The sequence below is a fragment of the uncultured Sphingorhabdus sp. genome, assembly GCF_937872355.1.
Classification (GTDB): Bacteria; Pseudomonadota; Alphaproteobacteria; order Sphingomonadales; family Sphingomonadaceae; genus Sphingorhabdus_B.
In genome coordinates, this window is the sequence record NZ_CALMSV010000262.1 from 20374 (window position 1) to 40685 (window position 20312).

The following is a 20312-nucleotide window of genomic DNA, read 5'->3' on the forward strand; positions in this document are numbered from 1 at the left end:
TTATACTCGAATTAACCATGGTGTGTTAACCATGAAATTCAGCAACATCTTATGATTCGGTCTGCATAAGCGACGATGAATGCAGTGGGGCATTCCGAATTTTCAGTTTGTCGCAAAAGGGACCAGATAAATGATCAACAAGATGAAGCTTGCGCTTGCTGGCGCAATCGTCGCTACCGGCATGGTATCGAATGCCGCTTATGCTGCCACTGAACAGGCCGATGCCACCGTTCAGGTACTTGCCGCTGTACAGCTTTCGGCTGTTACCGACCTTGATTTCGGTGTTGTCGCAGCTTCGGCTGCTGGCGGTACCGTGACCCTCGGCGCTTCGGCCGCGGCCGTTCCGGTCGGTACGGGTGTTATCGCGATCAGCGGTGGCGCAGCTGCCAGCTTCCAGGTGACCCAGGCTACCAACGGTGAAGTTATCGACCTAACCGTCGGCAACCCTGCCCCCTTGACCGGTCCTGGTGCCAATATCGCGCTGTCGGGCCTGACATTGTCAAACAACAACATCACCTTCAACTCGGCTTCGCTGCAGACTGTCTACGTCGGCGGCACCATTTCGTTGAACCCGAACCAGGTTGCAGGCACCTATACCGGCACGTTCGACGTGACCGCCGAATATCAATAAGGCAAACGCGGCAGCTTCGCGCTGCAGCGAGACTTCAGGAACCCCGGCAGGCCCAGCGCTTGCCGGGGTTTTTCTGTGTCAACACTGCTATCGTTAGCGGCTTGGTAACCATGTCCTGTTAGTCCGAAATGGAGGGAAACCCGCGTTTCCCATCCGAATTGGACCAGATGAGGCAGGTTAAATATATGAAGTTTCTTCGGAATATGGCTATCGCCACGATCGGTGGGTTGGCTGTGATTGCAGGTTTGTCAGGTACAGCCGCGCATGCTGCAGGTGATTTGCTTGTCGCCCCGACGCGGGTTATCCTTGACGGCAAGCGCGGAACGCAGGTGATCCTGAACAATGTCGGAGCAGAAGAAACCACCTACCGCATTTCGCTGGAAATCAAGCGGATGGGCGAGGATGGCCGGCTTGAGGACATAGATCCGTCCGCAACCACCGAATCAGAAAAGGCGGCATTGTCGCTGGTGCGCTATGCGCCGCGCCGCGTCACATTACCGCCTAATCAACCACAGTCGATCCGTATCGGCCTTAACCCTGCCGACACCCTGCCGGATGGCGAATACCGTGTGCACATGCTGTTCCGGGCCATTCCGAAGACCCAGGCGGTGACCGATGAGGCAAATGCCAGCGACCTCAAGATCCAGCTGATCCCGCTTTACGGGATCACCATTCCCATCATCGTACGCAAAGGCGACCTGACAGCCACGGCGGCTCTCGCCAACGCCCGTTTGGGCCGCGACGAAGACGGTCCGGTCCTAGAACTTGATGCCACCCGAAAGGGCAGCCGCTCGGTCTATGGCGAGTTCCGCGTAATGAAGCCCGGTCAGGCGAAGCCGATTATCGTACAAAAGGGCATCGCCATCTATCCCGAAATCGGCAAGCGCAAGGTCGATCTTCCGCTCAGCGACGAAGAGGCCGCAGCCATCCGTGGCAGCGAAATCATCATTGCCTATCATGACACGCCTGAAAATGGCGGCGGGATGATCGCCGAACTGCGTACGGTCGTGCGCTGAGCGAACGGAGCTAGCCCGAACGGCAACGACCATGAAGTCGTCTCTTTCCAGATTGTGCCGGGGCATCATCGCCCTGGTCTTAACCACCGGAGCCTTGCTGGCCCCGGTGGTTCCTGCGTTTGCGCAGACCTGGAAAGCCAATGACGATGACCAACTGCTCCTCGATGTCCGCGTCGGGCGCTATCGCGTGGGCGATGGCGTGCGCGGCTATCAGACCGATGCCGGCACGTGTATTGATTTTGCTGATTTGATCATTGCCTTTGACCTTCCGGTCCGGCTCGACAAAAAGTCGCGCCGCGCGACTGGCTGGTTGTTCGAAGAAAGCCGGACATTCACCCTCGACCGCGAAGCCAATAGAGTACAAATCATGAACAAAAGTTCGACGCTCACAGCGTCGGACATTTATGACACCCCTGAAGGCTGGTGTGTCGATAGTAAAGCGCTCAGCCGCTGGCTCGAAGTAACACTGACACCCGATCTCTCCGATGCAGTGCTGGTGGTGAAAGCGGATCGCAAATTGCCCTTTGAACTGGCCGAAGAACGCAAGGAGCGCGCAGCCAAAACCCGCCCTGCCGCGACTTTTGACCTGCGCACATTGCCACAAGCCAAGGATGCCTATCGCTTCTGGCGCACGCCGTCGGTCGACGTCGTGGCGTCAACCGGATTTACCAAGGAAGCGCAGGGGCCCGCGAAGTTCAACGCACGCTATGATATTTTTGCTAGTGGAGAAATAGCGGGTGCGTCATTTGATGCGCGGCTTTCTTCGAATGAAAAGGGCGTTCCGGAAAGTTTCCGGGTGCGCGCCTATCGCACCAGCGCGGAGGGTGATCTGCTCGGACCCTTCAAGGCGACGCATTTTGGTGTGGGCGACGTTAACTTGCCCGCATCCTTCGTTGGCAGCCAGTCGACACCGGGCCGCGGCCTGTTCGTCACCAACCGACCGCTGTCACGCCCCGACAATTTCGATCGCACCAGCTTCCGTGGCGAACTGCCCGATGGCTGGGATGCGGAGCTTTACCGCAACGACCAGCTGATCGGTTATTTCCAAAGCCGTGGCGATGGACGCTATGAATTCCTCGATGTGCCTTTGCTGTATGGGCAAAACCGGATGGAAGTCGTGCTCTATGGTCCGCAGGGGCAGATCAAGCGCGACGTCCGGATGATACCGGTCGGGGCCAATTCGATCCCGCCGCGCGAAACCTATTATTGGGCCGGGGTCCAGGATGCCGGACGCGATCTGTTCAACTTCGGCGATACTGACGACAGGCCCTATAACGGGCTGCGCGCAGGCTTTGGTGTTGAGCGTGGGCTTGATGCGAAGACCTCTATCGGCGCCTCTGTGATCAGTTCCATCTATGAAGGGCGTCGCGACAGCTATGCCGAGGCGATGATCCGCCGCGCAGTCGGCCCGACACTGATCGAAGTGGCCGGGGCGGCCAATATTGACGGCGGCTATGCCATTCGCGGACAGATGCTGGGGCAATTCGGCCAGGCGATGGTCGGTGCGCAGTCGCTCTGGCTGTTCGGTGGCTTCCGTAGCGAGCAATATTTGCCCGGTTTGCGTGCCGAGCATATGCTTTCAGTCGACCACAGTCTGAAAATCGGCAATAAATCCATACCTTATGGCGTCAGTGCGACCTATCGCGAATGGCTGAATGGCAATCGCTCACTCGAAGCTAAAGCAAGATTATCATTTAATATCAATAATATAAATGCATCCACCGATTTGGTCTGGGAACAGATGAAATTCGCCTTTGGCACCGATCCGCCGCAAAAGCTCGATGCAATGCTGCGGCTGAGCGGTCGTGTCGGCGGATTGCGCCTACGCGGTGAGGCGCGCTTTGGCCTGATGGGCGATACCGGATTCAAGGAATCGCGGATCACCGGCGAATGGCGTGCGGACGACAAGGCGAATTGGCGAGCCGAACTGGGCTATGACGCGCTCAACAAGCGCGGGCGTGCAACATTTGGCTATACGCGGCACTTTGACAAGTTCGCGTTGACCGGTCAGGTAATGGGCGCAACCGATGGCGCGGTTGCCGCGCAGCTGAGTATTGCCTTCAGCATGGGCCCGAACCCGCATGGCAAGGGCTTCCACATCTCTTCGGACAAATTGGCGTCAAGCGGTCAGGCGGCGGTGCTGGTTTATCAGGATCTGAACGCCGACGGCATCCGTCAATCCAACGAACCTGTTGAAAAAGCAGTTGAAATTACTGCTGGGCTGAATGGGCGAGGCAAGGCTACCGACGAGAAAGGGCAAACCATCATCGGCGGGCTGGAGCCGTATAAGCCGATTCTGATCGGGATAGACGCGGGCAGCCTGCCCGATCCGTTCGTACAGCCAGCAACCAGCGGCATGGTAGTGACCCCGCGTCCCGGCGTGCCGATCATTGTTGAACTTCCGCTCGTCTCTGCAGGCGAAATCAGCGGTTATCTGATCAAGGAAGGTGGCAAGGCGATGAATGGCGTCGATCTGGAGCTGCTCGACAAGGCCGGGCGCGTCGTGAAGACCACGCGCGCCGAATATGACGGCTTTTTCCTTTTCGAAAGCGTGCCTTATGGCCAGTATCGTCTGAGGGTCGGTTCCGTCGCGGCCAGCATTGTCGGGGTCCAACCCGAAATTAGCGTTGCCGCTTCGCTCGATCGCAAGAGCCCCACGGTGGATTTGGGCCAGATTGTGCTAAAGCCTTCGCAACGGATTGCCGCAAGCAACTAACTTGACCGGACAGCCGCAACAGTCTTTGGCAGCGTCATGACAATCGAAACGCTATCCACCAATCGCAGTTTCGGCGGAACGCAAGGCGTCTATTCCCATGCGTCCGTCGAAACCGGAACCACAATGGCCTTTTCGGTGTTCGTCCCCGATCATGAGCCGGGCACGAAGCTGCCGGTGGTCTGGTATCTTTCGGGCCTCACTTGCACGCACGCAAATGTGACGGAGAAAGGCGAGTATCGCCGTGCCTGTGCCGAGCTCGGCTTGATCTTCGTCGCGCCCGACACCTCGCCGCGCGGCGAGGGAGTGGCTGACGATGCCGAAGGCGCTTATGATTTCGGCTTGGGAGCCGGTTTCTATGTCGATGCAACCGAGGCGCCTTTCGCCCAACATTACCGGATGCGAAGCTACATCGAGAGCGAACTACCCCAGCTCATCGCGAGCCACTTTCCGGTCGACATGGCTGCACAGGGTATCATGGGACATTCGATGGGCGGGCATGGCGCACTGACGATTTCCCTGCGCAATCCCGGGCGCTTTCGTTCGACCTCCGCCTTCGCACCCATTGTGGCGCCGTCGCAGGTTCCGTGGGGACATAAGGCGCTGGCTGGCTATCTTGGACAGGATCGCGCAGCATGGTCGGAATATGATGCCTGTGCGCTGATCGAAGGCGGCGCACGTTTGCCGGACCTGCTGGTCGATCAGGGCGAAGCTGACAATTTCCTCGCCGAGCAACTGAAAACGCATCTCCTTGAAGAGACATGCGCCAAGGTTGGTCAGAAGGCGACCATCCGGATGCAGCCGGGCTATGACCATAGCTATTACTTCATCTCCACCTTCATGGCCGACCATCTCGCCTGGCACGCTGAGCGGCTGAAATGAGGCTGTGCTTTTGAGAGTTTTGGGCGCGATCCTCGCCGGCGGGCAATCGCGCCGCTTCGGCTCAGACAAGGCCGAAGCGCTTTTCGAAGGGAAGGCGCTGCTCGACCATGTCACAGATGCCTTGCGACCGCAGGTTGTCGAACTGGTTGTCGCGGGGCGCGAATGGCCAAGGCTTCCCAAGATTGCCGATTTGCCGGAAGCGGGGATTGGTCCTCTCGGCGGCCTTGCGGGCGCCCTCGACCATGCATGGCGTCATGGTTTTGATGCGGTGTTGAGTTCAAGCTGTGACGTAATTGGGCTGCCCGACGATCTGGAAAAGCGGCTGGGACCCGGGCCTGCGATAGTGGCTGATTTGCCCATTATCGGTCTGTGGCCCGTATCGGTGCGTGACGAGCTGATCGACTGGCTTTCGGATTCCGCAAACCGCTCAGTCTATGGGTTCGCGGCCCTCATCAATGCGCGACGGGTGGAACTTGACACCCCTTTGCGGAACATCAATCGCCCCGAAGATTTGCCATCGCGGGCTGGCGCTTGAGCTATTCGCTGCCTATCTAGGGAAAGCCGAATCGCGGGTGTAGCTCAATGGTAGAGCAGCAGCTTCCCAAGCTGACGACGGGGGTTCGATTCCCCTCACCCGCTCCAGCCTTTTCCAAATCGCTAAAGCCGTTATAGCGTCCACCATGATTGACGCGACCTCGCCCTTTGTCCTGCTTGATGATGCACGGCGCAGCGATGCGTCGCCTGCCCGGTTGTACACGAGGCCACAAAGAACGATCGTCGCAACCGATGCAGTTGAACTGGAACGTGCTTTTGAAGAGCTAAAGCTGGCTCAACAGGAAGGGAGGCACGTCGCAGGATTTCTGTCCTACGAAGCTGGATTTGCACTCGAACCGAAACTGTCGGGTAAGCTTGCAGGGTCGCATATGCCGACGCCGCTATGCTGGTTCGGCATTTTCGACGGCTATGAAGAAATCGAGGCGGACACAATTCCAAGCCTGCTACCCGAAACCGATGGCAGCTGGTTGGGTGCGGTGCGGCCCTCTATTAGTCGCGCCGCCTACGGCCAAGCGTTTGATACGGTCGAAGACTATATCGCGGCGGGGGATATCTACCAGGCAAACCTGACTTTCAGGGCAAGCGCGCGCTATGCGGGGAATCCGCTCGCGCTCTATGCGGCAATTCGACCACGGGCGGCGGCGGGCTATGGTGGCGTGATCTGGACAGGGCAGGACTGGCTTCTCTCCTTCTCACCAGAGTTGTTCTTCGCGCTGCGTGACGGCCGGGTTACGGCGAAACCGATGAAGGGAACCGCCATACGCGGCGCCGATCCGATCACCGATATGGCGTTGGCAAACGAATTACGCACCGATCCCAAACAGCGCGCCGAGAATTTGATGATCGTCGATCTTTTGCGCAACGATCTGTCTCGTATCGCCAAGGCCGCTTCGGTGGAAGTACCGCACCTTTTTGCGGTGGAGAGCTATCCCACTGTTCACCAGATGACATCGACGGTCACCGCCGAGCTAGATCACGGCAAGGATGCGGTCGATCTGCTACGCGCTATCTATCCCTGCGGTTCAATCACCGGCGCACCCAAGATCCGCGCGATGGAGATTATTGATGAGGTGGAGACCAACCCGCGCGGCATCTATTGCGGGTCAATCGGGCGGATCGATCCCAATGGCGATGCCGCCTTCAACGTTGCCATCCGTACATTTCACTTGAACGAAGCCAGTAAGCAGGCAAGCTTGGGACTTGGTTCGGGTGTGGTTGCGGATTCAGAAATCGCGACCGAATGGGCAGAATGCCTGGCCAAGGGGGAATTTGCGCGGGTGCAGCGACGCGATTTTGATCTGATCGAGACCATGCGGTTCGAACCTGCCTCCGGGATATTGCGGCTCGAGCTGCATCTGGAGCGGATCAAGGCAAGCGCACAGGCGCTTGATTTCGAATTTGACCGGCACGAAGCGCGCAACCGGCTGCATGCAGCGACATTCCATCTCGATCATGACGCCAAGATACGACTGCTGGCATCGCGAAGCGGCGCACTGGCGATCGAGATTAGCGATGCACCTGCCCCGGTGGATGGCTGGCAGATTGCCGTCGCCCCGCTTCCGGTCGACAGTCAGGATTTCCGGTTGCGGCACAAGACGACCGATCGGGCCTTTTACGACGAGGCGCGACAGGCTGCGGGAACGAACGAGGTGCTCCTTGTCGATGCGGATGGCTATCTGACCGAAGGCAGCTTCACTTGCCTGTTTGTTGAACGCGACGGGCGTTTGCTCACGCCGCCCCTTGAACGCGGTCTTTTGCCCTCGGTTTTGCGCCGCGATCTCATTGAAAGCGGAAAGGCATTCGAAGCCGAGTTGACCGTTGCCGACCTCGCCGAGGGATTTCTTCTCGGTAACAGTTTGCGCGGCCTGATTCCCGCCACAAGGGTTGCGTAATTTCCACGCTCGCTCTAGGGGCAGGCGCGCAATCTTGCTTCGTCCAAACTAGCTTCGGGAATAAGAAATGATCGACAGGCTCTCCGCCGCCCTCGGCCGCATTGCGCCCTCGCCCACGCTCGCCATGTCGGGCCGTGTGCTTGAAATGAAAGCACGCGGATTGGACGTGATCGGCCTTTCCGCTGGGGAACCGGATTTCGACACGCCGGATTTCGTCAAGGACGCGGCGATCGAGGCGATCCGTTCGGGCAAGACCAAATATACCGCGGTCGACGGTATCCCTGAACTCAAGTTGGCGATCCAGGCGAAGTTCAAGCGCGATAATGGTATTGATTACACCACCAAGCAGATCACGGTGAATGCGGGCGGCAAGCACACCTTGTTCAACGCGCTAGTGGCGACCGTCGACAAGGGTGATGAGGTGATCATCCCCGCGCCCTATTGGGTCAGCTATCCCGACATCGTCCAGTTTGCGGGCGGTACGCCAGTTGTTCTGCTGGCGGGTGCGGATCAGGGGTACAAGATTACACCGGCGCAGCTTGATGCAGCGATCACACCCAAGCCCCGCTGGCTGATCCTCAACTCGCCATCGAACCCGACGGGTGCTGCCTATACCGCGCTTGAGCTGCAGGCGCTTGGCGAAGTGCTGCTCAAGCATCCGCATGTCATGCTGCTGACCGACGACATGTATGAGCATATCTGGTATGCACAACAGCCCTTTGCGACGATGCTGCAGGTTTGTCCGGAACTCTATGATCGCACACTGACCATGAATGGCGCGTCCAAGGCCTATGCCATGACCGGCTGGCGCATCGGCTATGCCGGCGGCCCCGAATGGCTGATCAAGGCGATGGGCGATCTGCAGTCGCAATCGACCAGCAACCCTTGTTCGATCAGCCAATATGCTGTGGCTGCCGCGCTCAACGGTCCGCAGGACTTCCTCAAGGAACGCAACGCCAAGTTTAAGGAGCGGCGCGATCTGGTGGTGGCGATGCTCAACGATGCACCTGGCCTCAGCTGCCCGACACCTGAAGGTGCTTTCTATGTCTATCCGGACGCGAGCGGCGTGATGGGTAAAACAACCCCCAAGGGCAAGAAAATCGAAACCGACGCCGATCTGATCGATTATTTCCTTGAGGATTGGAATGTTGCAGCCGTTCATGGCGCAGCCTTCGGCCTTTCGCCGGGTTTCCGTATCAGCTATGCGACATCTAACGAGGCGCTCAAGGAAGCCTGCACCCGAATCCAGTCGGCGTGCGCAGCACTCGCTTGACCGCAAATAGCCGGTTGTTAAGTCGGGCTTAACCAGCATCGTGGTTGAGAAAGCGTCGATGCTGCTCTAGCGGCGGCGTCGACAGCACGACTCCAGCCAGAAGCTTTTTGATGACCCGCATGATCGCCTTTTTCCGCTCTGACCTGTTCCTGAGCCTTGCCGGCGGTTTCGCGCTGGGTATCGCGGGTATTGCACTGGTTCGTCCGGCAAGCGCCGAGACCAAGAGTTATGAAAGCAAGGCTGTTGTGATCGAGTCGCCGATTTCGCAATCGATTCGTTAAACGACAATCCTTTGCATGCGCCGGGGTTAAACATAATCCCGAAGATAATCCCCTTAGATTCCCACGAGATGGCCTACCGCATCCGTGCGCGCACCGGATTCGCTTTGTGGATAAGTTGAGTCGTTGTAAAAATCGAGTCGTTGGGGGTTAGGGCAGTTGGTTCCGCCTCAAATTTCCCCAAGCAGTAGGCTTTCTGCGACCCGAAACCTGCTGCTGCTTCGCCCGCGACCGGCATTTCCGGCGCGGGCGTTTCTTTATCTGGACGCTGCTGATTTTCGTCGCTGGCGCACAATCAGAAGCCAGAACGCCATCAATAGACTGATCAGTGACAGCCCCGCAAAGCCGATCAGAATTGGATGGCTGCTATCCTCGCGTGTTTGCAGGTCCATGATGTGCAACCCCCACATAAAATCGAAGATACGCCATTGTGGGGTACGCACCGCAAGCAGGCTACCGCTTTCGGCGTCAACATAGAGGTTGGTTCCGTCCTTGAGCGCCGCTTGCCATGCTGGACGCCCGCGGCGCAGCTCCATCGGCTCTCTGTCGGCAGGAAAGAATTGGACAGATGCGACCGCTGACTTCCCTCGATAATAGCTTTCGGCGAGCGCCCGCACCTCGCGCGCGCCGGGCTTGGGCAGCAACTTACCCGTTGCGGGATCTGCCCGCCGTTCGCCGCCATCGGTATAACGAATGAGCCAGACTGGACCGTCTGCGCGCTGTTCCAGCGTAAGTTTTTCGACAGTACGTCCGCCGAGGAATGGAGCTGTCGGTGCGATTGCAGCTATCGGCGCTGGCCTGGCGCGTAGATGCTCACCGCGCACTTCCTCGATCGGACGCGCGACCATAAACAGGCCCGATGCCGTCCAGAGGATCAGCGGAACGCCGACCAGCCAGCCCAGCCAGACATGCCACTTATGCAGGGTCAGATACTTCATCGCATCACCCTTTATAGGCCGGAATGGCGAGCCCCTTGGCAATAGCTGCCGCGCGCAATCCGAATCCTGCTATCGCACTTAGCACGGCGGCCATTGCCAATGGCGCACCCAACCAAAGCAGGATAACGAAGCTGCCTGAAGCGAGCGCCGCTGCCGTTACATAGATTTCCGGTCGCAATAAAATCGACGGCTCACCTGCAAGAACATCGCGAATGACGCCGCCCACGCAGGCAGTAATCACTCCCATCATCATCGCCGGCAACAGGTCGATACCCAGGCTGAGCGACTTCCACGCGCCAAACACCGAATAGACTGCAAGCCCGATGGCGTCGAACCAGTCGAGTGCGCGCGGGCTCCAGATTCTGACCGGAGTCATCCATACCATTAGTGCCGTCGCCAGGCAGGCGGTGGGAAAACGCCAGTCTTGCACCCAGAACACCGGCGCACCGATCAGCAAGTCGCGAACGGTGCCGCCGCCGACACCTGTCACCAAGGCGAAGAAAGAAAATGTGACCAGCGTTTGCTTCAGCCGCGCTGCAGCCAGTGCACCGGATGCGGCAAATACAGATATGCCGAACAGGTCGAGCGCCGCAATCAGCGTCGGCGCGATCTCGGCGACGCCATCTTCCATCACATGTGGATCGGCTTGCCCTGCACCGCCATCGCGGCTTCCTTCAGCGCTTCCGAATGGGTCGGGTGCGCGTGGCAGGTGTAGGCGATGTCCTCAGACGTCGCGCCAAATTCCATCGCCAAGGCCGCTTCAGCGATCATCGTGCCCGCCACGCTCGCTATGCACCACACACCCAGCACACGATCGGTCGCGGCATCGGAGATGACCTTCACGAAACCATCGGGCTCGTGATTGGTCTTGGCGCGGCTGTTCGCCATCATCGGGAATTTGCCGACCTTGATCTCGCCTTTTGCCTTGGCGGCCTCTTCGGTCAGGCCGACGCCAGCAATTTCGGGCATAGTATAGACCACCGAGGGGATGACGTCATGATTTATGATGCCGGTCAGCCCCGCGACATTCTCGGCGCAGGCAATGCCTTCATCCTCGGCCTTGTGCGCGAGCATCGGCCCGGGGACGACATCGCCGATAGCCCAGATTCCGGGGACCGCCGTGCGGAAATCATGGTCGATTTCGATTTGACCGCGCGCGTTGACTGAAAGACCTGCCTTGTCGAGCGCAAGGCCATCGGTATTGGGACGACGACCGATGGAGACAAGCACGCAATCGGCCTCGATGGTTTCGCTGGCGCCACCCGCTGCAGATTCGACGGTCAGCGTGGCTTTCTTGCCCTTCACCTGTACGCCGGTGACCTTCGTCGAAAGCTTGAATTCAAAGCCCTGCTTCTTGAAGATCTTGTTCGCTTCCTTGCGGACATCGCCGTCCATACCGGGCAGGATCTGGTCGAGATACTCGACTACCGTGACCTTGGCACCCAGACGGCGCCAAACCGATCCGAGCTCGAGCCCGATCACCCCGCCGCCGATGACCACCAGATGGTCGGGCACCTTGGGCAGTTCGAGTGCGCCGGTTGAATCGACGACAACGCCCTTGGCATTATCAACCTCAACGCCGGGCAGCGGCGTAACCGAAGAACCGGTGGCGATGATGAAATTGTCGGCGGTATAGTTTTTGCCCGCGACCTCGATCGCGTTGGCCGTGGTGAAGGCGGCGTGGCCCTTGATCCATTCGACCTTGTTCTTCTTGAACAAGAATTCGATCCCGCCAGTCAGACCCTTCACCGCGTCGCGGCGCTGGCCGTGCATGGTTTCGAGGTCGAGGCTCATCTTGTCGATCTTGACACCCAGCTTTGCGAGCGCGCCGCTGGCGGCCTCGCTGTAAAGCTCGGATGCATGCAGCATCGCCTTGGACGGGATGCAGCCAACATTGAGGCAGGTGCCGCCCAAAGTCTCGCGACTCTCGACGCAAGCGGTTTTCAGCCCCAATTGCGCTGCACGGATGGCCGCAACATAGCCGCCGGGGCCGGCACCGATAACGATCAGGTCAAAATCTGCCATGGTCTGTTCCTTACAGGTCGATCAGCAAGCGGGTCGGATCTTCAATCGCTTCCTTGATCGTCTTGAGCGCGGTCACCGCTTCGCGGCCGTCGATGATGCGGTGGTCATAGCTGAGTGCGAGATACATCATCGGGCGGATGACGATCTGGCCGTCGCGTACCACCGGGCGATCCTCGATACGGTGCAGACCGAGCACTGCGGACTGCGGGGGATTGATGATCGGTGTCGACATCAGGCCGCCGAAAATGCCGCCATTCGAGATGGTGAAGGTACCGCCGGCCATGTCTTCCATGGTCAGCGAACCATCCTTGGCGCGCTTGCCAAGGTCAGCAATCGCCTTTTCAATATCGGCAAAGCCCAGCTGATCGACGTTGCGGACAACGGGAACGACTAGACCGTTCGGTGCGGAGACCGCAACCGACAGGTCGACATAGTCGTGATAGACGATCTCATCGCCCTGGATCTGTGCATTGACCGCAGGGAAATCCTTGAGCGCGAGGCAGGCGGCTTTGGCGAAGAAGCTCATGAAGCCCAGCTTCACGCCATGCTTCTTTTCAAAGCTGTCCTTGTAGCGGTTGCGCGCCTCCATCACCGCCGACATGTCGACATCGTTGAAGGTGGTGAGCAAAGCAGCGGCATTTTGTGCATCCTTCAGACGCTTGGCGATCGTCTGGCGGAGGCGGGTCATCTTGACGCGTTCTTCGCGGCGCCCGCCAGCAGAGGCGGCCACAGGTGCCGCTGCAGCGGGCGCGGTAACCGGCGCTGCAGGTGCGCCGCCCTTGGCAGCAGCGAGGACATCTTCCTTGGTCAGGCGGCCATCCTTGCCGCTGCCTTTGACCTTGGTCGGATCGATGCCGAGTTCGAGGACCAAGCGACGCACAGCAGGAGACAGCGTCAGGTCGGCCGAGGCAGCGGGCGCCGCTTCGGCGATGGGCGCTGCCGGTGCAGGCGTTGCCGCAGGAGCCGGAGCGGCAGCGGGCGCGCCGGAACCGGCCTCGATGCTGCCAATCACGGCGCCGACATTGACCGTATCGCCTTCCTGAACCAGATATTGGCCCATCACGCCAGCGGCAGGAGCTGGAACCTCGACCGCGACCTTGTCAGTTTCAAGGCTGGCAATGGGTTCGTCAGCGGCAACCGCCTCGCCGGGCTTTTTCAGCCATTGGCCGAGCGTCGCTTCGGTGATCGATTCGCCGAGGGTGGGGACTTTGACTTCGGTGCTCATATCATTCGCTCCTTGGGCGGAGATTATTTCTTTTTAGACGTACGCTGGCGGCGGATTTCATCGCGCACCCCATGACCGAGCGCGTGGGCAATCAGCGCAGCCTGTTCGGACTGGTGGCGTTTCATTAGGCCCGTAGCAGGCGAAGCGCTCGCCTTGCGTCCGGCATAGCGTGCGCGTGCCGGACCTACTTTGGCCTCAGCCAGACAGGCTTCGATGAAGGGTTCGACAAAGAACCAACTGCCGTTGTTTTGCGGTTCTTCCTGCGCCCAGACGACCTCTTCGAGGTTCGTCATACGCTTTAGGCGGACAATCAGCGGCTCACCCGGGAAGGGATAAAGTTGCTCAAGCCGGACGATTGCGGTGTTGGAATCGCCCGCTGCGTTGCGCGCCTCCATCAAATCATAGGCGACCTTGCCCGAGCAAAGCACGAGCCGCTTCACATCCTTGTCTGCCGGGGCCCATGGGTCCGAAAGGATCCGCATGAAATGGCTTTCGCCTTGGAAATCCTCAGCTTTTGACACTGCCAGCTTGTGACGCAGCAGCGATTTTGGCGTCATGACGACAAGCGGCTTGCGGAATGTGCGGTGCATCTGGCGCCGCAGCAAGTGAAAGAAATTGGCTGGCGTCGTGCAATTGGCTACCTGAATATTATCTTCGGCGCACAGCTGCAGGAAGCGTTCGAGCCGCGCCGAGCTATGTTCCGGTCCCTGCCCTTCGAAACCATGGGGCAACAGCATGACCAAGCCATTGGCGCGGAGCCATTTGGATTCTCCGCTCGCAATGAACTGGTCGATGATCGTCTGCGCGCCGTTGACGAAATCGCCAAACTGGCCTTCCCACATCACCAGCGTCTTGGGATCGGCGCCGGCAAAGCCATATTCATAGCCGAGCACGCCGAATTCGGAGAGCGGGCTATCATAGACTTCAAACCGGCCGTGCGGGACAGTCGACAGCGGGACATATTTGGCTTCATTTGTCTGGTCGACCCAGACGGCGTGGCGCTGGCTGAACGTGCCGCGACCCGAATCCTGGCCCGAAAGACGCACGCCAAAACCTTCGGAAAGCAAAGATCCGAACGCGAGAGCCTCACCGGTCGCCCAGTCGAAATTTTCGCCGCTGGCGAACATGTTCTTCTTGGCTTCCAGCACGCGCCCCAGTGTGGGGTGGATGCTATGGCCTTCGGGAACGCTGGTCAGGATGCGGCCAAGACCGTCCATCAGTTTCTTGGAAATGCCGGTGGGCACGTTGCGCCGCGACGTTTCCGGATCGGCAGGCTTGTTGAAGCCAGCCCAACGTCCACCAAACCAGTCAGCATCATTGGCCTTGTAGGTCTGGCCAGCCTCAAATTCCTGCTCGAGGATCTGGGTGAAGCGCATGGTGTGTTCGGCAGCCCAGTTGGCGTCGATCACACCTTCAGCCTGCAGCCGTGCGGCATATACTTCGCTGACGCCCGGCTTGCCCTTGATCACCTTGTACATCAGTGGTTGGGTGAAACCGGGTTCGTCGCCTTCATTGTGGCCGAAGCGGCGATAGCACCACATGTCGATCACAATGTCGCGATGGAAACGCTGGCGGAATTCGATCGCCATTTTGCAGGCAAAGGTTACCGCCTCAGGGTCGTCACCATTGACGTGGAAGATCGGGGCCTGCACGCCCTTGGCCACATCGCTTGGATAGGGCGAGGAGCGGGCAAATTGCGGGCTGGTGGTAAAGCCTACCTGGTTGTTGACGATGAAGTGGATGCAGCCACCGGTATTGTAGCCGCGAATACCGGAGAAGCCGAGGCATTCCCAGACAATGCCCTGCCCGGCAAAGGCGGCATCGCCATGCAGGAGCACCGGAAGCACCTGCTCATGCTTGCCCAAATCGTCACGGATCGTCTGGTTCGCACGGACCTTGCCGAGCACCACCGGGTTCACCGCCTCAAGGTGTGAGGGGTTGGGAACGAGTGACATATGGACCTTTACGCCGTCAAACTCACGGTCGGTCGAGGTGCCGAGGTGGTATTTTACATCGCCCGAACCGCCGACATCTTCGGGGTTGGCCGAGCCGCCCGAAAATTCGTGGAAGATGATGCGATAGGGTTTGGCCATCACATTGGCGAGCACGTTGAGGCGGCCGCGATGCGGCATGCCATAGACGATTTCGCGAATGCCCAATTGACCGCCATATTTGATGATGGCTTCGAGCGCGGGGATCATCGCTTCACCGCCATCAAGGCCGAAGCGCTTGGTGCCGACATATTTTTTGGCGAGGAATTTCTCGTACTGCTCGGCCTCGATTACCTTGCCGAGTATCGCCTTCTTGCCTTCGGGCGTGAAGGAGATGGCGGCATCGCGGCCCTCCATCCGCTCCTGCAGGAAGCGGCGTTCCTCGACATCGGCGATGTGCATATATTCAAGGCCGACCGGCCCGCAATAATTGGCGCGTAGGGTTGCAACCAGTTCACGGACACTGACCCATTCAAAGCCAAGGGTGCCGCCGACATAAACCTGACGGTCAAGATCGGCATCGGTGAAACCATGATAGGCGGGATCAAGGTCGGCCGGGATTTCCTGTTTGGAAAGACCAAGCGGATCAAGATTGGCAGCCAGATGCCCGCGCACACGATAGGTACGCACCAGCATCATGGCGCGGATTGAATCACCTGCCGCAGCAACGGCGTCGCCCTGCGCCATCGGCTTGCCCGCCGCTTTTGCCGCCGCCTTGATCTCGACCGCCATCTGCGTGGGGTCGAGCGCACCGGTCAGATCGTCGGTTTCGCCAACGCGCCAGTTAGGGCGCTGCCAGCTGGGGCCGCGCTCTGCTTCAAATTCGTGATTCTCAAAACCCATTGGTCTTGCCTTTCCCGGGGAGGAGGAAAATGCCGTCCCGATTTTAGCCTTTCAGCGCCTCGACGAGCGTGGTGCCGAGCTCGCTGGGCGAAGCGGCCACGCGGATACCTGCGGCTTCCATCGCAGCGATCTTCGACTCCGCATCGCCCTTGCCGCCCGAAACGATCGCGCCGGCATGGCCCATGCGGCGGCCCGGAGGTGCGGTGCGCCCAGCGATGAAGCCGGCCATCGGTTTCTTGCGGCCCTTCTTCGCTTCATCGATAAGGAATTGTGCAGCCTGTTCTTCGGCATCGCCGCCGATTTCGCCGATCATGATGATCGACTTGGTCTCGTCATCAGCCAGGAACAGCTCAAGCACGTCGATGAAGTTGGTGCCATTGACTGGATCGCCACCGATGCCGACAGCCGTGGTCTGGCCCAGCCCTTCATTGGTGGTCTGAAACACGGCTTCGTAAGTCAGCGTGCCCGAACGCGAGACGACGCCGACCGATCCCTTTTTGAAGATGCTGCCCGGCATGATACCGATCTTGCATTCATCAGGAGTCAGGACGCCGGGGCAGTTCGGGCCGATCAGGCGCGATTTCGAACCCGAAAGCGCGCGCTTCACCTTGACCATGTCGAGCACCGGAATGCCTTCGGTGATGCAGACGATCAGTTCCATCTCGGCATCAATCGCTTCAAGGATTGAGTCAGCGGCAAATGGCGGCGGAACATAGATGCAGCTGGCGGTTGCGCCAGTCAGCGCCTTGGCTTCGGCAACGGTATCATAAATGGGGAGGCCAAGCGCCGTCTCACCGCCCTTGCCGGGGGTGACGCCCGCAACCATCTGCGTGCCATAGGCAAGCGCCGCCTCGGTGTGGAACAGGCCGGTTGCGCCGGTCATGCCTTGGGTGATGACCTTCGTGTTCTTGTTGATCAAAATCGACATTCAAAATCCTCCAATCGAAGAGGCGATCATCACGACGCCCGACAAACCAAATTTTTCATTGAACTCGCCGCCATGTCCGGCGAAATCCACATCCACTCCAATTCCGCTGCTCCAGCCTGGCTCCCATTTGCGGATTACGCCACCATTAGGCAGTTGTTCCTTATGGGTCGGCTCACGCGTCATCCATTTAATCAAATCCGCATCCGCTATCGGGACACTGGCCTCAAAATCATATAGGCGACATCCACTTGCCCAGATACCGCTCTTGTCGGTTACTCGGCTGGTGATCAGATAGAGCTGCCGACCCGCAACCGACTTGCGATATTCATGGCCATTCAGTCTCTCGCCATCCTCGAGCGCTGCCTTGCCCTTGGATACCAACTGCGCGATGCGCGGTTCGCCGTCCGCAGGCAACGCCTCCCACCCCTTTTTCGGCAATTGCTTTTCGAGCTTTTCGAACTTGCGCGTATTTGCGCAGGCTGTCCGAAAGGCTTCGAGCACCTCTGTAGCCGGATAGGGCTGGCTGGCGGCGGGTGCCGCAAGCATCAGGAGCGCCGCGCCCAGCACCTTATTGCAGTGTGGGATCAATATTCTTGCAGGCGACGAGCAATTCCTTGACCGCATCGACACTGACCTGCAGATTGCCCTTTGCCTCGTCGTCGAGCGCGATTTCGACTATCTCCTCAATGCCGTCGGCACCGATGATGCAGGGCACGCCGACATAAAGGCCGTCAAGGCCATATTTGCCATCCACATAGGCGGCGCAAGGCAGCAGGCGCTTCTGGTCGAACAGATAGGCTTCGGCCATGGCGATACCGCTGGTCGCGGGCGCATAATAGGCCGAACCGGTGCCGAGCAGTGCGACGATTTCGCCGCCCCCGCCGCGGGTGCGCTTGACGATAGCGTCGATGCGTTCCTGCGTTGATTTGCCCATTTTGATCAAGTCGGGAACGGGGATGCCCGCGACAGTCGAATATTGCACCACAGGCACCATCGTATCGCCGTGGCCGCCGAGGACGAAGGTGGTGACGTCGCGCGCCGAGACGTTGAATTCTTCGGCCAGGAAGTGGCTGAAACGGCCCGAATCGAGCACGCCTGCCATGCCGACAACTTTGTTATGCGGCAGGCCCGAAAATTCGCGCAGGGCCCAGACCATCGCGTCGAGCGGGTTGGTGATGCAAATGACAAAAGCGTTGGGGGCATTGTTTTTGATGCCCTCGCCAACTGCTTTCATAACCTTCAGGTTGATGCCCAGCAGATCGTCACGGCTCATGCCCGGTTTGCGGGCGACGCCTGCGGTGACGATGATGACGTCCGCGTCCGCAATATCCTTATAGTCGTTCGATCCGATGATCTTTGCATCAAATCCCTCGATTGGCCCGCACTGCGAAAGGTCTAACGCCTTGCCCTGCGGCACGCCTTCGACGACATCGAACAACACGATATCGCCAAGTTCTTTTTGAGCAGCGAGGTGGGCAAGCGTGCCACCGATATTGCCAGCGCCGATGAGCGCGATCTTCTTGCGGGCCATTACCAATGTCCTTCCGTTGGGCCAATGGACGTAACGGCCAAACCGCTGCGTCGTTAAGGGAATTAAGGGCGCGTTAGGCCGATTCGGCCGTTACGGCAAGCCTATAAAGGCCCGAAGTTAAGGCTTTTTCTGATAACAGTTCGCAATTGCAATAAGGCCACTCAAAAGCGGCAAACACAGGTCAGGTGACTCGCTATTATCCTGCCAAACGCTTCAGCATGTCCATCCAGATCGGTATCTGGCCATGAAAACCATCGGCGTTGACCCGTTCATCAAGCCCATGCGCGCCCTCGCGCTCGCCGACAATGCCCCAAAGCCCGCCAAAGCCATATACCGGTAGGCCATTGGCCCGCAGGAAGGCACCGTCGGTCGCCCCTGCTGATTGGTAGGGAACTACGGGTGCGCCCTTGAAACGCGTCGCGACCGCTGCCTTATAGGCATCAAGCACATCCTGCCGGATCGGGGTCGGCTCGGTTTCGGGGGTTTGCGAGCCTTCGACCGCGGTAACCGTGACATCGGGGCCAGCCAGCACCTGCAATTGCTGACGCACTTCTTCCACCTTCACGCCGGGAAAGATACGGCAATTGACATTGGCCTCGGCCTTTTGCGGTAGAGCATTGGGGGCATGTCCACCCGACAACATCGTTGCGACACAGCGCGTCCTTGTACTTCCCGGATCATTGGTTTCGACAAGATCTGCTGTCTCCCGGTCGGTGGGATCAGCTAGGAAGCGCTTGATCAGTTCACCATATTGCCCGCCGTCCTTCTCGGCGAGCAAGGCAAATCCGGCGCGGGTTGCATCGTTTATCATAGGTGGAAAACGATGCGCCTCCAGCGCGGTCAATGCATTGGATAGCGCATATATGGCATTATCCGGCCTTGGCGCACTGCTGTGCCCGCCCCGATTGGTAGCGGTCAGCTTGAAATCGGCATAGGTCTTCTCGGCGATTTGCATTGCAAACAGTTCGGGTCGGCCGTCCTTGAAAACCGAACCGCCGCCCGCATCGCTATTCAGCCCATATTCGGCATCAATCAGGTTGCGCCATTCGGTCGCCGCACGCCGTGCGCCGTTCCCCGTGGTTTCTTCGTCTCCGGTAAACAGCACGATAAGATCGCGCGTCGGCTGGAAACCCTCGGTTTTGAGATATTGTAGCGCGATCAATATGCCAGTGAGGCCCGCTTTATTATCATTTGCGCCGCGACCGAGATACCAGCCGTTTTCATCGCGGAATTTGAACGGCGGATATTTCCAGTCGCTGTCCTTTGCTTCAACCACATCCATATGCGCCATCAGCAGGATCGGCTTCTTCCCGCTCGGCTTGGCGGCGGGCCAGCGTGCGATCAGAGTCTGGGTTCTGTCATGGTCTTGGACGACGACATTAGTGATTCCGGCCTTGCGGAATTCCCCCGTCAGCAGCGTTGTCAGTTTCTTGAACTCGGCGGTGCGACCTTCGACAGTGGGTATCTCGACGATCTTGGCAAAAAGATCACGCTCGGCCAAACGTTTCGCGTCTTGTGCCAGAACCGGCGAGCAAGCGAGGGTCGTACCCAAAAGTGCTAAAATATAACGCTTCATCATTCTCTCCTCGCG

At 58.9% G+C, this 20312-nt stretch carries 17 protein-coding genes and 1 tRNA gene; 9 read left to right on the forward strand and 9 right to left on the reverse strand.

Translation table 11 applies throughout. The features are described from left to right. Positions 1 to 130: 130 nt before the first annotated feature. The 9 genes from Q0239_RS16760 to Q0239_RS16800 all read left to right on the forward strand — a co-directional run bounded on the left by Q0239_RS16760 (position 131) and on the right by Q0239_RS16800 (position 9243). Positions 131 to 631: a DUF4402 domain-containing protein gene (locus tag Q0239_RS16760; protein WP_298604984.1), complete on the forward strand. Its 501-nt coding sequence runs from the start codon at positions 131 to 133 to the stop codon at positions 629 to 631. 185 nt (positions 632 to 816) lie between these two features. Beyond that, positions 817 to 1647, forward strand: a complete 831-nt coding sequence (locus tag Q0239_RS16765) for a molecular chaperone (protein ID WP_298604986.1) — start codon at positions 817 to 819, stop codon at positions 1645 to 1647. Positions 1648 to 1678: 31 nt separating this feature from the next. Beyond that, the gene (locus Q0239_RS16770; RefSeq protein WP_298604988.1) at positions 1679 to 4363 is read left to right on the forward strand and encodes a collagen binding domain-containing protein; all 2685 of its coding nucleotides are present in this window, start codon (positions 1679 to 1681) and stop codon (positions 4361 to 4363) included. Between the two features lie 36 nt (positions 4364 to 4399). After that, entirely contained in the window at positions 4400 to 5242 is an 843-nt protein-coding gene (fghA, locus tag Q0239_RS16775) for an S-formylglutathione hydrolase (RefSeq protein WP_298604990.1), read from the forward strand. A 4-nt stretch (positions 5243 to 5246) separates the two neighbouring features. After that, positions 5247 to 5777 carry a molybdenum cofactor guanylyltransferase gene (locus Q0239_RS16780; RefSeq protein ID WP_367276125.1) on the forward strand — a complete coding sequence of 177 codons (531 nt, stop codon included), beginning with the start codon at positions 5247 to 5249 and terminating at the stop codon, positions 5775 to 5777. Between the two features lie 33 nt (positions 5778 to 5810). Beyond that, positions 5811 to 5884 (forward strand) — tRNA-Gly (locus Q0239_RS16785). A 38-nt stretch (positions 5885 to 5922) separates the two neighbouring features. Then, complete coding sequence (gene pabB, locus Q0239_RS16790) at positions 5923 to 7689, forward strand: aminodeoxychorismate synthase component I (RefSeq protein WP_298604994.1); 1767 nt, start codon at positions 5923 to 5925, stop codon at positions 7687 to 7689. Between the two features lie 70 nt (positions 7690 to 7759). Continuing rightward, positions 7760 to 8962, forward strand: a complete 1203-nt coding sequence (locus Q0239_RS16795) for a pyridoxal phosphate-dependent aminotransferase (RefSeq protein ID WP_298605032.1) — start codon at positions 7760 to 7762, stop codon at positions 8960 to 8962. A 110-nt stretch (positions 8963 to 9072) separates the two neighbouring features. Further along, complete coding sequence (locus tag Q0239_RS16800; protein WP_298604996.1) at positions 9073 to 9243, forward strand: hypothetical protein; 171 nt, start codon at positions 9073 to 9075, stop codon at positions 9241 to 9243. A gap of 254 nt (positions 9244 to 9497) precedes the next feature. Here the strand turns inward: Q0239_RS16800 and Q0239_RS16805 are convergent, their stop codons facing one another. The 9 genes from Q0239_RS16805 to Q0239_RS16845 form a co-directional block, all read right to left on the reverse strand. After that, the gene (locus tag Q0239_RS16805; protein ID WP_298604998.1) at positions 9498 to 10178 is read right to left on the reverse strand and encodes a PepSY domain-containing protein; all 681 of its coding nucleotides are present in this window, start codon (positions 10176 to 10178) and stop codon (positions 9498 to 9500) included. 4 nt (positions 10179 to 10182) lie between these two features. After that, on the reverse strand, positions 10183 to 10809 hold the full coding sequence (locus Q0239_RS16810; protein ID WP_298604999.1) for a trimeric intracellular cation channel family protein: 627 nt from the start codon (positions 10807 to 10809) through the stop codon (positions 10183 to 10185). Next, positions 10809 to 12203: a dihydrolipoyl dehydrogenase gene (gene lpdA, locus Q0239_RS16815; protein WP_298605001.1), complete on the reverse strand. Its 1395-nt coding sequence runs from the start codon at positions 12201 to 12203 to the stop codon at positions 10809 to 10811. The genes Q0239_RS16810 and lpdA overlap by 1 nt, the downstream gene beginning before the upstream one ends. Before the next feature lie 10 nt (positions 12204 to 12213). Then, positions 12214 to 13428, reverse strand: coding sequence for a 2-oxoglutarate dehydrogenase complex dihydrolipoyllysine-residue succinyltransferase (gene odhB / locus Q0239_RS16820; protein WP_298605004.1), 1215 nt, complete (start codon positions 13426 to 13428; stop codon positions 12214 to 12216). A 23-nt stretch (positions 13429 to 13451) separates the two neighbouring features. Then, positions 13452 to 16262: a 2-oxoglutarate dehydrogenase E1 component gene (locus tag Q0239_RS16825; protein ID WP_298605006.1), complete on the reverse strand. Its 2811-nt coding sequence runs from the start codon at positions 16260 to 16262 to the stop codon at positions 13452 to 13454. A gap of 43 nt (positions 16263 to 16305) precedes the next feature. Further along, positions 16306 to 17190, reverse strand: coding sequence for a succinate--CoA ligase subunit alpha (gene sucD / locus Q0239_RS16830; RefSeq protein WP_298605008.1), 885 nt, complete (start codon positions 17188 to 17190; stop codon positions 16306 to 16308). After that, positions 17191 to 17736, reverse strand: a complete 546-nt coding sequence (locus Q0239_RS16835) for a hypothetical protein (RefSeq protein ID WP_298605011.1) — start codon at positions 17734 to 17736, stop codon at positions 17191 to 17193. 22 nt (positions 17737 to 17758) lie between these two features. Then, positions 17759 to 18721 (reverse strand): malate dehydrogenase, encoded by a 963-nt coding sequence (gene mdh, locus Q0239_RS16840; RefSeq protein ID WP_298605013.1) that lies wholly within the window; start codon positions 18719 to 18721, stop codon positions 17759 to 17761. Between the two features lie 196 nt (positions 18722 to 18917). Then, on the reverse strand, positions 18918 to 20300 hold the full coding sequence (locus tag Q0239_RS16845) for a M20/M25/M40 family metallo-hydrolase (protein WP_298605015.1): 1383 nt from the start codon (positions 20298 to 20300) through the stop codon (positions 18918 to 18920). Between the last annotated feature and the right edge of the window lie 12 nt (positions 20301 to 20312).

Bases quoted from the DNA above. Each gene is read 5' to 3' on its own strand.
- Q0239_RS16760 (WP_298604984.1), top strand. From the start codon at position 131: ATGATCAACAAGATGAAGCTTGCGCTTGCTGGCGCAATCGTCGCTACC.
- Q0239_RS16765 (WP_298604986.1), top strand. From the start codon at position 817: ATGAAGTTTCTTCGGAATATGGCTATCGCCACGATCGGTGGGTTGGCT.
- Q0239_RS16770 (WP_298604988.1), top strand. From the start codon at position 1,679: ATGAAGTCGTCTCTTTCCAGATTGTGCCGGGGCATCATCGCCCTGGTC.
- fghA (WP_298604990.1), top strand. From the start codon at position 4,400: ATGACAATCGAAACGCTATCCACCAATCGCAGTTTCGGCGGAACGCAA.
- pabB (WP_298604994.1), top strand. From the start codon at position 5,923: ATGATTGACGCGACCTCGCCCTTTGTCCTGCTTGATGATGCACGGCGC.
- Q0239_RS16800 (WP_298604996.1), top strand. From the start codon at position 9,073: ATGACCCGCATGATCGCCTTTTTCCGCTCTGACCTGTTCCTGAGCCTT.
- Q0239_RS16805 (WP_298604998.1), bottom strand. From the start codon at position 10,178: ATGAAGTATCTGACCCTGCATAAGTGGCATGTCTGGCTGGGCTGGCTG.
- Q0239_RS16810 (WP_298604999.1), bottom strand. From the start codon at position 10,809: ATGGAAGATGGCGTCGCCGAGATCGCGCCGACGCTGATTGCGGCGCTC.
- lpdA (WP_298605001.1), bottom strand. From the start codon at position 12,203: ATGGCAGATTTTGACCTGATCGTTATCGGTGCCGGCCCCGGCGGCTAT.
- odhB (WP_298605004.1), bottom strand. From the start codon at position 13,428: ATGAGCACCGAAGTCAAAGTCCCCACCCTCGGCGAATCGATCACCGAA.
- Q0239_RS16825 (WP_298605006.1), bottom strand. From the start codon at position 16,262: ATGGGTTTTGAGAATCACGAATTTGAAGCAGAGCGCGGCCCCAGCTGG.
- sucD (WP_298605008.1), bottom strand. From the start codon at position 17,190: ATGTCGATTTTGATCAACAAGAACACGAAGGTCATCACCCAAGGCATG.
- Q0239_RS16835 (WP_298605011.1), bottom strand. From the start codon at position 17,736: ATGCTTGCGGCACCCGCCGCCAGCCAGCCCTATCCGGCTACAGAGGTG.
- mdh (WP_298605013.1), bottom strand. From the start codon at position 18,721: ATGGCCCGCAAGAAGATCGCGCTCATCGGCGCTGGCAATATCGGTGGC.
- Q0239_RS16845 (WP_298605015.1), bottom strand. From the start codon at position 20,300: ATGATGAAGCGTTATATTTTAGCACTTTTGGGTACGACCCTCGCTTGC.